The organism is Dolichospermum sp. UHCC 0352 (assembly GCF_009711925.1).
Lineage (GTDB): Bacteria > Cyanobacteriota > Cyanobacteriia > Cyanobacteriales > Nostocaceae > Dolichospermum > Dolichospermum lemmermannii.
This window is the reverse complement of the sequence record NZ_VIKY01000317.1, coordinates 22,411-35,437: the sequence shown is the minus strand read 5'-3', so window position 1 is coordinate 35,437 and position 13,027 is coordinate 22,411. Positions and strand designations below refer to the sequence as shown.

The 13,027-nt window shown below is 36.8% G+C and carries 18 protein-coding genes; 8 read left to right on the top strand and 10 right to left on the bottom strand.

Going from position 1 to position 13,027, the window contains the following annotated elements; translation table 11 throughout:
- Positions 1-124 precede the first annotated feature (124 nt).
- Positions 125-967, bottom strand: a complete 843-nt coding sequence (locus tag FJR06_RS22950) for a methyltransferase domain-containing protein (protein ID WP_041458679.1) — start codon at positions 965-967, stop codon at positions 125-127.
- A 181-nt stretch (positions 968-1,148) separates the two neighbouring features.
- Between FJR06_RS22950 and FJR06_RS22945 the strand changes: the two genes are divergently transcribed.
- The 3 genes from FJR06_RS22945 to FJR06_RS22935 all read left to right on the top strand — a co-directional run bounded on the left by FJR06_RS22945 (position 1,149) and on the right by FJR06_RS22935 (position 3,532).
- The gene (locus FJR06_RS22945) at positions 1,149-2,483 is read left to right on the top strand and encodes a TrkH family potassium uptake protein (RefSeq protein ID WP_015083656.1); all 1,335 of its coding nucleotides are present in this window, start codon (positions 1,149-1,151) and stop codon (positions 2,481-2,483) included.
- A 273-nt stretch (positions 2,484-2,756) separates the two neighbouring features.
- Positions 2,757-3,305 carry a hypothetical protein gene (locus tag FJR06_RS22940; protein ID WP_051155258.1) on the top strand — a complete coding sequence of 183 codons (549 nt, stop codon included), beginning with the start codon at positions 2,757-2,759 and terminating at the stop codon, positions 3,303-3,305.
- An 11-nt stretch (positions 3,306-3,316) separates the two neighbouring features.
- Complete coding sequence (locus tag FJR06_RS22935) at positions 3,317-3,532, top strand: tetratricopeptide repeat protein (protein ID WP_051155257.1); 216 nt, start codon at positions 3,317-3,319, stop codon at positions 3,530-3,532.
- A 214-nt stretch (positions 3,533-3,746) separates the two neighbouring features.
- Here the strand turns inward: FJR06_RS22935 and FJR06_RS22930 are convergent, their stop codons facing one another.
- The 6 genes from FJR06_RS22930 to FJR06_RS22905 all read right to left on the bottom strand — a co-directional run bounded on the left by FJR06_RS22930 (position 3,747) and on the right by FJR06_RS22905 (position 6,049).
- The gene (locus FJR06_RS22930) at positions 3,747-3,965 is read right to left on the bottom strand and encodes a type II toxin-antitoxin system HicA family toxin (protein WP_015083655.1); all 219 of its coding nucleotides are present in this window, start codon (positions 3,963-3,965) and stop codon (positions 3,747-3,749) included.
- Positions 3,965-4,207, bottom strand: coding sequence for a type II toxin-antitoxin system HicB family antitoxin (locus FJR06_RS22925; RefSeq protein ID WP_015083654.1), 243 nt, complete (start codon positions 4,205-4,207; stop codon positions 3,965-3,967). Before FJR06_RS22925 ends, FJR06_RS22930 begins: the two co-directional genes overlap by 1 nt.
- Positions 4,208-4,281: 74 nt before the next feature.
- The gene (locus tag FJR06_RS22920; protein WP_168652330.1) at positions 4,282-4,974 is read right to left on the bottom strand and encodes a Uma2 family endonuclease; all 693 of its coding nucleotides are present in this window, start codon (positions 4,972-4,974) and stop codon (positions 4,282-4,284) included.
- Between the two features lie 83 nt (positions 4,975-5,057).
- Entirely contained in the window at positions 5,058-5,240 is a 183-nt protein-coding gene (locus FJR06_RS22915) for a hypothetical protein (protein WP_168652329.1), read from the bottom strand.
- Between the two features lie 45 nt (positions 5,241-5,285).
- Positions 5,286-5,534 (bottom strand): hypothetical protein, encoded by a 249-nt coding sequence (locus FJR06_RS22910; RefSeq protein ID WP_168652328.1) that lies wholly within the window; start codon positions 5,532-5,534, stop codon positions 5,286-5,288.
- 65 nt (positions 5,535-5,599) lie between these two features.
- Positions 5,600-6,049 carry a hypothetical protein gene (locus FJR06_RS22905; protein WP_168652327.1) on the bottom strand — a complete coding sequence of 150 codons (450 nt, stop codon included), beginning with the start codon at positions 6,047-6,049 and terminating at the stop codon, positions 5,600-5,602.
- A 114-nt stretch (positions 6,050-6,163) separates the two neighbouring features.
- Between FJR06_RS22905 and FJR06_RS22900 the strand changes: the two genes are divergently transcribed.
- A complete protein-coding gene (locus FJR06_RS22900) occupies positions 6,164-6,859 on the top strand; it encodes a TrkA family potassium uptake protein (RefSeq protein WP_015083651.1) in 696 nt (231 codons plus the stop codon).
- Positions 6,860-7,038: 179 nt separating this feature from the next.
- Here FJR06_RS22900 and queA read toward each other — a convergent pair whose 3' ends face one another.
- Complete coding sequence (gene queA / locus FJR06_RS22895; RefSeq protein WP_015083650.1) at positions 7,039-8,169, bottom strand: tRNA preQ1(34) S-adenosylmethionine ribosyltransferase-isomerase QueA; 1,131 nt, start codon at positions 8,167-8,169, stop codon at positions 7,039-7,041.
- A gap of 184 nt (positions 8,170-8,353) precedes the next feature.
- Between queA and FJR06_RS22890 the strand changes: the two genes are divergently transcribed.
- Positions 8,354-8,743 (top strand): hypothetical protein, encoded by a 390-nt coding sequence (locus FJR06_RS22890; protein WP_015083649.1) that lies wholly within the window; start codon positions 8,354-8,356, stop codon positions 8,741-8,743.
- A gap of 52 nt (positions 8,744-8,795) precedes the next feature.
- Here FJR06_RS22890 and FJR06_RS22885 read toward each other — a convergent pair whose 3' ends face one another.
- Entirely contained in the window at positions 8,796-9,236 is a 441-nt protein-coding gene (locus FJR06_RS22885) for a YraN family protein (RefSeq protein ID WP_015083648.1), read from the bottom strand.
- Positions 9,237-9,250: 14 nt separating this feature from the next.
- Between FJR06_RS22885 and FJR06_RS22880 the strand changes: the two genes are divergently transcribed.
- Positions 9,251-9,754: a pentapeptide repeat-containing protein gene (locus FJR06_RS22880; RefSeq protein WP_168652326.1), complete on the top strand. Its 504-nt coding sequence runs from the start codon at positions 9,251-9,253 to the stop codon at positions 9,752-9,754.
- Positions 9,755-9,809: 55 nt separating this feature from the next.
- On the opposite strand, the gene FJR06_RS22875 is transcribed toward FJR06_RS22880, so the two are convergent.
- Complete coding sequence (locus FJR06_RS22875) at positions 9,810-10,421, bottom strand: Uma2 family endonuclease (RefSeq protein ID WP_015083646.1); 612 nt, start codon at positions 10,419-10,421, stop codon at positions 9,810-9,812.
- A gap of 256 nt (positions 10,422-10,677) precedes the next feature.
- Here FJR06_RS22875 and FJR06_RS22870 point away from each other — a divergent pair, with 256 nt between their 5' ends.
- Positions 10,678-11,568, top strand: a complete 891-nt coding sequence (locus FJR06_RS22870) for a DUF4922 domain-containing protein (RefSeq protein ID WP_015083645.1) — start codon at positions 10,678-10,680, stop codon at positions 11,566-11,568.
- Positions 11,569-11,663: 95 nt separating this feature from the next.
- Positions 11,664-13,022, top strand: a complete 1,359-nt coding sequence (locus FJR06_RS22865; RefSeq protein WP_015083644.1) for a cysteine desulfurase-like protein — start codon at positions 11,664-11,666, stop codon at positions 13,020-13,022.
- Positions 13,023-13,027: the final 5 nt, after the last annotated feature.

Here is a 13,027-nt window from a genome sequence, read left to right as displayed (position 1 = left end):
CTTATACCATTTCTTTATGAAACTGCGCCGAATTTCCTAACCTTATCTTTTTCTTCTCTGTGTCCTCTGTGCCTCTGTGGTTCGTTTATCCTTAAATTGAGTACATCTTTAAACAGAATTGGACTTATTTTGTCCCGCGTAATAATCCAAATCTAACTAATCCAGTTTCATAACCTCGACGCATTAAACCTAAAGATAATGCCCCCTGAATTGTAGTCCAACCAGCCATTAATAAACCGATAAATGCTTGGGGTGTAAACGCTGAATCAATGACAACATTCCAAAAAGGTGCAACTGCGGTTGACCAATCAGCCGTGCGAATATTATTTAATGGTAATTGCCAAGCGATCGCTTCATACTCCGCTAAAGAAATCACATAAGGTAAACAATAGACTCGATAAATATCCTCTAAGTGCTTTTGCTCATCCGTTGTTAGTGGTGACTTATCCGTATTCCGATGACACCATGTCACCATAATCAAAGTTCCACCGGGCTTTAACACGCGATAACACTCTTGTAAAAACTTAGTTTTATCTGGCATATGTTCACCGCTTTCCAGTGACCAAACCAAATCAAAAGAATTATCATCAAAGGGCATTTCTTGGGCATTGGCAACCATGAATCTAGTCTTTTGACTCAAACTCATTGCCAAAGACCTTTCGGTGGCTCTAGCGGCTTGTACAGGACTCAATGTAATTCCCGTAGCATTGGCCCCAAACTTATCCGCCAAGTATAAAGAACTACCACCAATTCCACAGCCGACATCAAGAATATTTTCAGCACCTTTAACATCTGCCCATTTTAGCAACTCTTCAATTAAATCAATTTGTGCCTGACGGCGTTCCTTTACCTGTTTACCATCTACACCATAATAACCGTGGTGCATATGTTCTCCCCAAATCTGTTCCCACAGACTGGAAGAAGCATCGTAAAATTCCTGAATTTGTTTGTAAAGTATTTGACTCATGAATTTAATAATTAAAAAATGACAGGAAATTGAAAAAAAACTTATTCTTAGGCTACCATCTATGTTTTTAATTAGATAGGGATATTTTTCTGCCTGGGAATAACTCATTAATTCTACCTTGGTAAGATGTCAAAATAGCCTAATTGCACAAAGTTTATTTATTTTTCATTTTTAATTACTTATGACTGTTGCGCGGACAATTTGTTTGGGCTTTGTCGCTGTCATTCTCTTGGGAGCAATTCTCTTGACAATGCCTTTCTCTACTGGTAATGGTAATTGGAACGACCCAATTGTTGCCCTATTTACTTCAACTTCGGCGGTTTGTGTCACAGGTTTAGCAGTGGTAGATACTGGTACTGATTTTTCGTTTTTAGGTCAGTTGTTTATTGCCTTATTAGCCCAAATTGGTGGTTTAGGTTATATGACAACTACCACATTTTTAATGTTATTAATTGGCAGAAAATTTGACCTGCGACAAAAAGTAGCAATTCAACAAGCTTTAGACCGTCCAGGCATGAGTGGTAGCAGTCAAATTATCCGTTCTATTATTGCGACTACCTTATTATTTGAACTCACGGGAGTATTTTTATTAATGATAGTCTTTGTTCCCGAAAAAGGTTGGCAAGAAGGAACTTGGTTAGCGATTTTTCATAGTGTAAGTGCTTGGAATAATGCTGGATTTAGTTTATTTAAAGACAATTTAATTGGTTATCAATCTTCTCCTTTAGTGATTATCACAATTGGCTGTTTAATTATCTTTGGAGGTATTGGTTATCAGGTCATTTTGGATATGTATTTGTGGTTACGTGACCGCATAGTCAAAAAAACAAGTTGTTTAGTATTCTCTCTAGATTTCAAAGTTGCTACTAGCACAACTTTAATATTATTAGTGTTAGGAACAATTGCAATTCTCTTTGTAGAAATCAGAAACGATAGTGTCTTTGGACAATTAAGTTTATCTGATAAAATATTAGCCGCTTGGTTTCAGTCAGTTAGTACCAGAACCGCTGGTTTTAATAGTATTGATATTGGGAAAATGACTAATGCTGGATTATTCATTATGATTGCTTTGATGTTTATTGGTGCAAGTCCTGGAGGTACAGGAGGAGGAATCAAAACCACTACTTTACGAGTGCTTACCAGTTGTACAAATGCAATTCTTCAAGGCAAAGAAGAGGTATTATTATATAATCGCAAAATTGCCATTTCTTTAATTCTAAAAGCCGTAGGGGTGGTGTTTGGTTCATTAGCTACAGTCATTGTTGCCACAGTTTTAATTAGTATTACCGACCCCAAATTGGCTTTTATTCAAATTCTTTTTGAAGTAGTATCAGCCTTTGGCACAGTCGGACTTTCTACAGGAATTACAGGGACTGTTTCTATTGCAGCAAAATTAATTTTAATTCTCACAATGTATATTGGTCGAGTTGGTGTTTTATTATTAATGTCATCTATATTAGGTGATCCTCGTCCTAGCAGAATCCACTATCCCGAAGAAAATCTCCTTGTTGGATAATCACCAATTACCAATTGATATCGAACTCAGGAAGAACGGAAATTAGATACCACATTCCCCAGTTATTATACTCAAAACGGCTTGATTGTTTGATTCTAAACGTAGGGGTTTAGCTCTGGCTTTACCCCTACACATCTGGGTTCTTTGTCATTTGGCAAAAGTACAGAGTTGAAAAAGATTCAAAGTCAATGGGAATAAAACTATCATGTCATTTATTTAGAAGTAAATGAAGAAACAGATATTAATGATATCCTAACCCAGTGGTGAAGCAAAATGAATTCTTCCAAAAAGCACAGGCAGAGATTACAACATTATTTTAACGCCGAATTAGGGCAATTTGTCGCTCTGAATCAAGATATTTTGGCGGAATTATTGACGTTTATTGATTTCTCTGAAAAGTTCACTTTGGGATTTATTGAGATTAATTTTCCTCCTGATGGAGAGTTATTAATTGAGGCATTAAAAACAAATTCCCAATGTGAGGAAATTCAATTTGTAATTCTCAAATTTGCTGATCCTAATTTGCGCTTTTTACGTGATGAAATTGTCAAAAAATTGCCAAAAATTGAAAAAGAAGCAAATAAAAAGTTAGTATTAATTATTCAAGGTTTAGAAAAATCTATTGGTGTGTTTGGTGAATATCCGCCATTTTTACAAGATTTGAATTTTGTCAGGGATGCTTATAAAAAAACTGTCCCTTATCCTATTTTGTTCATTTTACCAGATTACGCTATTAACCGATTAGCTAAATTTGCTCCTGATTTTTGGGCTTGGCGTTCTGGTGTATTTAGATTTAAAACTTTAGAAAATCTCATTACTTAAACTTTACAAATTTGGGAATAGTAGCCGAAGAAATGCGGGAATATGCCCAAGCACGGGACTTTTATCAACTAGCTTTATCTATCTTTATCGAATTTGGCGATCGCTTTTCTCAAGCTAGAACATACCACAATTTGGGAATAGTAGCCCAAGAAATGCGGGAATATGCCCAAGCACGGGACTTTTATCAACTAGCTTTAGCTATCAAAATCGAATTTGGCGATTTTTAGAGAGATTACCAGAGTGATAAAATAAATACGGTTGTTTTGTTTGCTTTCACAACCGCCCTGAAATGAATTTCAGGGCTAATAGCCAAAGTAAACTAAAGTTTACTAAACAATTTTCAGGTTATTTAGTCATCTTTAGATGACTTTTGCTATGAGACTGGGAATTCATTCCCAGACGGGTTAAAGGTTTTGCGTTAAATAGAAAAATAATAAATTTTTAAAGCACTTCCCATTCATCTCTGTTAATTTGAGCTTGTTTTAATATCTTTGCTAATAAGCTTTTGCTAATATCTCCTTCATGAGGATTAGGAATTATTAACCTCACATCATCTCTAACCATAAATTGATGTCTTGTCCCTGAATATGGACCATCAAAGCCAATTTGTTTCAGGTAATAAATTAAATCCCGGCGACTAATAGGTGCAAAGCTTGGCATCAAGCTACATCCTTTTTCAAAGCAAGGTAAATACCATCTAACTCAGGTATATTATGTCCTAACTGCAATCCTAAAACAATCCATTCTTCTAAAGATTGTTTTAATTCTTCCCGACAATTTTCCAGTGTAGGTGCATTGGCATATAAACCTTGTAATTCAGGGACTTCAGCGTAAAAAGTACCATCTTCTAAAAGTTCATATTTAGCGCGTTTTAAGGCTGATTGAATGTAGTCTGTTATCATTTGTTTTGTCTAATAAGCCTATTTCTCTGATTAAATTGTAATCTGAAAATCAAAATCCTACTTAAATTATATCATCAACCTGATAAACGCCGTAAAAATTCCCTGTGTTCTGGTGAGTTTAATCCTGTTTGCAATACTTCTAAAACCTTAACCATATCTCCTGCTAATAATGCCGTTACAGATAACCATAATCCGGGCATAACTTGACTTTTAATAATTCCCTCTGTATCAGGTTGCAGTAATATATATTCACTGTCATGTAACCCAAACCAATCTAATTTATTTTCTAAACTCTGCCAAACAAGATATTCCTGAATGCCGTTCCGTTTATAGGCTTTTTTCTTATCATATAAATCATAAGCTGCACTGCTGGCGGCAATTTCCGCGACTAATTCCGGTGCGCCTTCAATATAATCATCATCGGTAATTCGAGATTTTCCACCCAAACTTTCATCAATTAATAAAACTCCATCGGGTTGAGGTTCATTATCTTGATCTAATCTGATGGTAGGTTCAATTCCTAATTTAATTCCAGGGGTATAAATTTGATAATTTCCTAACCAAATCATCAATTTAGCATGGGGTTCTGCATGACGTTGAAAACGTAAGGGTGAGGCCACGTAAACTACTCCTTCGATTAATTCAGCTTTTTTAATATCGGGACTTTCAGCATAACGACGTTCAAATTCATGGCGTGATAAGCGATCGCCATTTTCTAATGGTAGAATTTGAGAAGTTGGGTTAGTTTGTGGCCGCTGCATTACCATTTGCTATACCTCCAAGAATTAAGGGAACGGGGAACAGGGGAAAAAGAGAATATTTGAACAATCTAAAACAAATAACATTCAAATTATCTTCCTAATTCTCTAGCTTCTCTGATTGATAAATTACCTAATGAAATTCCGGGTTTCAATTCCTTGAGTTTCGCTTTGATTTCTAATAATTCCTGGTGATTATTTCCTGTGGAACTTTCCATTAATTCAGTCATATTCTTATCTATAGACTGAGAATGAATTTTAATTTGCTGCAACATTAAATCTGCTTTACGTTGAATTATATCATCTGCAAATAATTTAACTTACCTTTGGGGGTTAAAGTCCCCTGCTTCTACAAGCAGCGGGTTTTGCGTCGGGGTAAAATCCCCGTTGCAAAACGTAATTCTAAATTCTAAATTCTGCATTCTTTTAACTTCTTTTGTCTTGGCTACTGTTAATTGCTGTAAAATAGACTTTACCTCAGCTTGTAAAGAATGACCATGCTTTTGAGCGCGAGAATTTAGCCACTGGATAATATTTGGATCTAAGTCATCTAAAATAATTGGATTCATAAGCATTAAGTTATGTGAGGGTACAAACCTTCCAGGACGGGGAAACCCCGCCCCTACATTATAAATTATTTGGCTGGGGGTAAAGTTCCACCACTAGCAGCCGGGGGTTCAGTGTAATCGCAAAATATATTGACCCCTATTTTGAGGATATATAAAACTATAACGGTCGCAATGGCAGGATCAAGAGGTAAACCACTGGATGAAGCTAAACCCACTAAGGAAACTATCACACCTGTGAGTAAAGGAGAACTGCCCGGATTTCTGGTATATTCTCTGAGTTGACCACGAAACCCATCATCACCACAAAGTTCATTTCGCAAGGCTTTGAGGGTGATTTGTAAAAGTGATTTATCTCCCCCCATCATAGCTTGACCATTTTTTTCTTGCCATAAATCTTGAAAAGCCGTTTCCATGTCGCCATTGTGCTTTTCTAAATGATCCATTGCTTCCAGTCCGGGGGTATAATCAGGCATTAATTCCCGCATAGCTTTGATTTCGCTGTTAGTTATTTGCATAGCTAATTTAGGTGGTTTACTTAGTAGTATCAAAATCAACTACATTATGGACAGGGATTATTCATTCCGTATTTAGTGTACCAATTACCAATTACCAATCACCAATTACCAATTATGAATCTTTCATCATTAAAATTTCTTCGCAGTTTACGTAAAGATAACCACCAATTTGCTGTAATTGGGTTAGGTCGTTTTGGTCGTTCCGTTTGTTCAACATTGCATAATTTAGGTTATCAAGTATTGGCTACAGATGTGAACGAAAAGCAAGTTTCTGAAGCTTTGAACGAACAAATTGTTGGTCATGCTTTGCAACTAGATTCAACCGAACCAGCAGCACTAAAAGAAGCCGGAATTTTTGAATTTGATACCGTTATTGTCGCAATTGGTAATTACGTTCAGGAAAGTATTATTACTACTTTAAATGTCAAAGAAGGTGGTGTACCTCACGTGGTGGCAAAAGCCTCTAGTGAAGTTCACCGTAAATTATTACAACGAGTGGGAGCAGATCATGTAGTATTTCCTGAATATGAAGCCGGTTGTGCTTTAGCACGCACACTTACTAAACCGGGAATTTTAGAAAGATTTGATCTTGACCCAGATAATAGTATTGTTGAATTAATTGTTCCTGATGAATTTCATGGAAAAACCATTGCTGAACTTCAACTTCGTAACCGCTATGGTTTAAATATGTTAGCTGTCAGTCATGATAGTAAATTTATCATTAATCCCGAACCAACTAAACGTTTAGAAAAAGGTTCTGCAATGGTAGTAATTGGTTGCAATAAAGATATAAATCGTTTACCAATATAGAGAACAGGGAACAGGGAACAGGGAATAGGGAATAGGGAATAATAATTTTTTCAATTAAGTAGGTGAACGGAAAAAAACCGTAGACGCGGAGCGGCTTCTCGAAGAGTAATATGTAACGAAAAGTAAAAAGTCATCCTGAATCTAATCTCAATTAGATGATCCATTACTTCATCAAAAATTCATAATTTAATGCTTTTCCCTTCTGGTAATATCAGCATGGCATCACCAAAAGAATAAAAGCGGTATTCAGAAGTAATTGCTTCTTGATAAAGATCCAACAATCTTTCTCTACCAATCAAAGCACTAACCAGCATCAATAAACTAGAACGGGGTAAATGGAAATTGGTGATTAAACCCTCCACAACCTGCCATTTATACCCAGGATAAATAAATAAATTTGTCTTCCCCACAAATGGCTGTAAATCTCCCAATTGTGCTGCACCCTCCAAAGCCCTTACCGCTGTTGTTCCCACCGCAATAATTCGCCCCCCAGCAGCCTGAGTAGCCCGAATTTGCTCAACGGTATCAGCAGGAACTTCAATCCATTCTTCGTGCATAGCATGGGTAGTAACATCTTTTACTTCTACTGGGCGAAAAGTACCGATACCCACATGAAGAGTAATAAAAGCCTGATTAATGCCACAACTACGCAATTTTTCTAGTAATTCCGGTGTAAAATGTAATCCTGCTGTTGGGGCTGCGATCGCTCCTTCTTCAGCCGCATACACTGTTTGATACTGTTCATCAGCAGCCGTAGAAGCCGTGATATAAGGTGGTAGAGGAATTTGTCCAAATGTCCCCAACACCTGCAATAAAGGAACTTGCTCCGGTAACTCAAACTGTAATAATCGCCCCCCAGTTTCCGAATCTGACTCAACCACTGTTGCCTTTAATGTTTGTTTATTTCCCTGTTCCCCCGATGTAAAAATAATTTCATTGCCTATCTTAAACCGCTTTCCTGGCTTCACCAAAGCCAACCAGCAATTATGTCGCCGTTCCTCTACCAGTAACACCTCCACACTCCCACTCGTAGACGTATAGCCATACAACCGAGCGGGAATAACTTTAGTATTATTCATCACTAGCAAATCTCCCGGCTTTAACAGTTCCGGCAAATTACGGAAAATGTGATGTAGTGGTGGTATAGTCTTAGCGGTTTCAGGAGAATTTACCACCAATAACTTAGAACTATCTCTAGGAACAGCAGGGTTTTGGGCAATTCGTCCCGGTGGAAGTTCGTATTCATAACCAGACAACGAACAATCTAAATTGATATCTTGTGATTCTGCTTGTAGTATTTTTTGCTTCATATTAATTGAGTAATTGAGTAATTGGTAATTGGGAAAATTATTTCTCCCTGCCCCCTGCCTTCTGCCTTCTGCCCAGATTGGGTAAATCTCCCCATAAAAGAACGGGTGCTTTTACCCTACCGGGAACTCCACCCCATTAACGAAGATAGATAGGTAGAACTAAATTTAATCCCATAACATGATGATGGAATACTTATACTATCTAGGCAATGCCACCCTCACCCTGAGAATCGTTCAATACCTACATGGTAGACCACAACTTCCCCTATCCTTTGTGAGCGTGATTCATCAAATTGATGGTTGGGTAGTCAGAATTAAATTCAAAGAAACAGTCTCAGATCAACAAGACGGCGATTTTCGAGCTTTCTTGAGTGAATTGGGAATTAGCTATCAACCACCAATGAGAGTCCAAATGGCGTTTTGGAGTTTAGAAGCCGGACAAACACCCGTAGACGTAATGCGTCGTTACCAAGTAGCAGTTGTTTCTCATGGTAGCCCGGAAAGGGAAGAAATTGAAGCATTTAGACAACAGTTTGTTCGAGGTTTAGGATATTGTCCAGAAACACTCGCTTAAACAGTTCTAAATTAAGTATCGCAAAGTAAAAATAATTTCGCCATAGCATTTATTATTTATCAAAAGCTGCCTCAATGTATTGTTGCAGTTTAAACTCATATCCAGATATAGATAAACGCTCTAAAAATTTGTCCCCAATAATTTTTCTAGTTTCTGGTTGATAGTGAACCAGTGCTACATCAAAGCGACAAGCATAATCAGCTTTTTGTGGATATTCAGCTAAAAATATTTCCGCCGTCCGCCAAATTTTTGCTTGTTTTTGGGGAGTAATGGCATTTTTTCCCCCCTCATCCCAATTACCAGAACTGCGGGTTTTCACTTCAACAAACGCCACAATTGAGTCTTGATATTGAGCGATAATATCAATTTCTCCCCAAGGACACCAAAAGCGACGCTGCAAAACTTCCCAACCTGTAGATTGTAACCATTTGGCTACCAGGTCTTCACCTATGTTACCAATATCTGCATAATTAAATGGAGAAGGATTAGCCATTAATTAACAATACCATGAATACTAAACATCGCAATTGGATAAGCATACTCAGTTTATTACTTTGGGCAATCATTTCCACCACAGCTTTAGCAAGTTTTGTCCCTACTGCTGTAGCACTGGAATATAACAAAGAAATTCTGATCAACTCTGATTTTTCTGGACGTGATTTAACAGACTCCAGTTTTACTAAATCAAATCTTCGTTACAGTAATTTTAGTAACTCTAATTTAAGTGGTGTGAGTTTCTTCGCCGCCAATTTAGAATCAGCAAATTTACAGGGAGCAAACCTAACTAATACTACATTAGATTCAGCGCGATTGATTAAAGCCGACTTAACCAACGCCATATTAGAAGGAGCATTTGCCGCTAACGCCAGATTTGATGGTGCTATAATAGATGGTGCAGATTTTACCGATGTCCTACTGCGTCAAGATGAACAAAAGAAACTATGTAAGTTGGCAAAAGGTACTAATCCCGTGACAAAAAGGGATACAAGAGATACTTTATATTGTTCTTAGATCAGATCAGATCCCCGGCTTCTTAAACAAGTCGGGTATCTGACGCTTACAGTATTTATATATTTTGTAAAATTTGTGAAAGTGTTAATTTGAGTTCTGGAAATAATGGCGATATAATTAAATCATTACCTCTAAATTGATTAACTATGTATTCATCATCAACTAAAGAATAAATAGAAATAGTCGGTTGTTTAGGATTACCAATAAATCTTTTACCACCGAAAGCACCATAATCAACTATCCAATATTCAGAAATACCCATTGATTCATAATCATTGGTTTTATGAGTATAATCTGTTTGCCAATTACTGCTAACAATTTCTATCACTAAAGGAACTGAAGCAGCTTGAGTAATGGTTGATTCTTTTTTCCACAAAGGTTCATTAGGTAAGTTAGCAGGATTGAGTAATAAAATATCAGGTGAATAGGCAGATTCAGATTTTGGTGTTTTGATTAATGTTGTTTTAGGTATGAGGTAAGAAAGATTAAGTCTATCTAATTCTCCTGATATCTTACGGGCTAAAAAACCAATTACGAATTCATGATCTCCTACTGGTGGGTTCATTTCTACAATTTCTCCATTGTGTAATTCATAACGTGATCCTGTTTCTGGATAGGATTGGATAAACTCCTCAAAGCTGACTGATTTGGTTAAGGTTTGAACCATGATTCACCTCTTGAATGGTGATAATTTGCTGATTTTAATTATACTATATAGAAATCCAATATTACCAGAAATTTTGGTTCTAATGCTCTGAATAAAGTGAAACCCAACATTGGCGTTAAGATAGTAAGAGTTGTTGGGTAACATACGTCAACCCAACCTACAATAAATGTTTACATAAAGGGAACGTTAGAGCCAAAATTATTGATTTTATGTAACCAATTTATGATATAAAATTGTTATTTATCTCCTATAAAATATGCACCAGCAAGAAATTCGACTGAAACCCGGTACATTATGGACAAGTCTTAAAAAAACCACCGAACTAGCTTTAAAATCTGGAGCTTTAAAATCTATTCCTACAGAGTTGGAAATTTTTGAAAAAGATGGAATCAAGTTTGTTATCAGAATTTTAGAAAATATCAACCGCAAAAACGCTGATAAGGCTAAAAAAGATCAAGAAGCGACTAAAACTGGTAAAGAATTTAATCCTTTTTTACCCTACGAAGAAGATTTATTTGTCACAGATATCTCTAATACTCATGTTTGTATTTTAAATAAATTCAATGTTGTTGATTATCACTTATTAATAATCACCCGCGCTTTTGAACCACAGGAAAGCCTACTTACCCTAGAAGACTTAACAGCAGTATGGGCTTGTTTAGCAGAATTTAATGGGTTAGTATTTTATAATGGTGGTAAACTTGCCGGTGCGAGTCAACCACATAAACATTTGCAAATTGTTCCTTTTACAGAAACAGATATTCCCATTTCACCACTTTTGAAAACAGCAAAATTAGAAAATGATCTGGGAACTATTCCAGAATTTCCCTTTTTACACGCTTTCACTACTCTTAAAATGGGAGAAAGTGCAGAAGTAACCTTAGAAAAATATCATACTTTATTGCGAACTGTGGGAATTAAACCTCTAGAAAATAATATGCAATCAGGAGCATATAATCTTTTATTTACGCGAGAATGGATGTTAATTATCCCCCGCAAACAAGAAGAATTTGAGAAAATTTCTGTCAACTCACTAGGATTTGCGGGGGCATTATTAGTTAAAAATCAACAACAAATGCAATTACTAAAAAATATCAACCCTATTAACCTTTTAAATAATGTTGCTTTTCCTAGACAACAAAATTGAATCTTAGACTACAATATGAGTTATTGTATTTCCTTTGCGTCTTTGCTCCTTAGCGTCTCTGCGCGAAACAAAAATCATAAAAAAGAGGAAAAATCATGGAATCTTTAGACATAAAATGGATTCGTTCCCAGTTTCCCGCACTCACACAAACAATCAACGGAAAACCAGCAATTTTCTTTGATGGACCCGGTGGCACACAAGTACCCGGTGGAGTATTAGACGCAATTAGTGATTATTTAGTTAGATCAAATGCCAATGCTCACGGTGCTTTTACTACCAGTATGCGAACCGATGCCTTGATTATTTCTGCCAGGGCAGCGATCGCCGACTTCCTAGGATGCGATAATGATGAAGTAGTATTTGGCGCAAATATGACCACCCTCACCTTCTCCGTGAGTCGCGCTATCGGTAGAGAACTACAACCTGGTGATGAAATAATTGTTACAGACTTAGACCATGCAGCCAACATTTCTCCCTGGTATGCCTTAGAAGAAAAAGGCGTAATTATTCGGACTGTTGATATTAATATCGCCGACTGTACTTTAGATTTAAACGATTTAGAAAAAAAGATAAATTCCCGCACCAAACTAGTAGCAGTAACTTACGCTTCCAACGCCGTTGGCACAATTAATGATATTGCTAAAATAGTCAAACTCGCCCATAAATTCGGGGCTTTAGTATATGTTGATGCCGTTCATTATGCCCCCCATGCACCGATAAATGTTCATCATTTAGACTGTGATTTTCTCGCCTGTTCCGCCTATAAATTCTTTGCCCCCCATTTAGGAATCCTCTACGGAAAAAGAGAACATTTAACCAAATTTTCCCCTTATAAAGTTAAACCCGCATCAGAAGAAGTCCCTTCCAGATGGGAAACAGGAACATTAAATCATGAAGGTTTAGCCGGATTAGTAGCAGCAATTAATTATTTAACAAAATTAGGTTGTCATGTTTCCCCAATCTTAGATAACGAATTACTTTCATCCTTAATAGAAGCCGACAGAGAAGGTTTAACTACCTTCCATTGTCCTCGATTTTTGACTGCACCAGAACAAGAGAATCATGAATTAGTATCAGCTTATCATAGCCGACGAGCCGCATTATTAGTAGCAATGTCAGCCATCCAACAATATGAAAGAGAATTAAGCAAAAAGCTAATTTCCGGATTATTAAAAATCCCCGGTTTAAGCCTTTATGGTATTACCGAACCCAGCCAATTTACATGGCGGACACCAACCGTCTCTATTCGCATAGAAGGAAAAACACCAGAAACAATCGCCAAAATATTAGGAGAACAGGGAATATTTGCTTGGTACGGCAACTTCTATGCAGTTAACCTCACCGAAAAATTAGACGTAGAAACATCAGGCGGCCTATTAAGAATCGGACTAGCCCACTACAACACAGCCGCAGAAATTGATCAACTGCTGCAAACCTTAAATGAAATCGTCTAAAACCT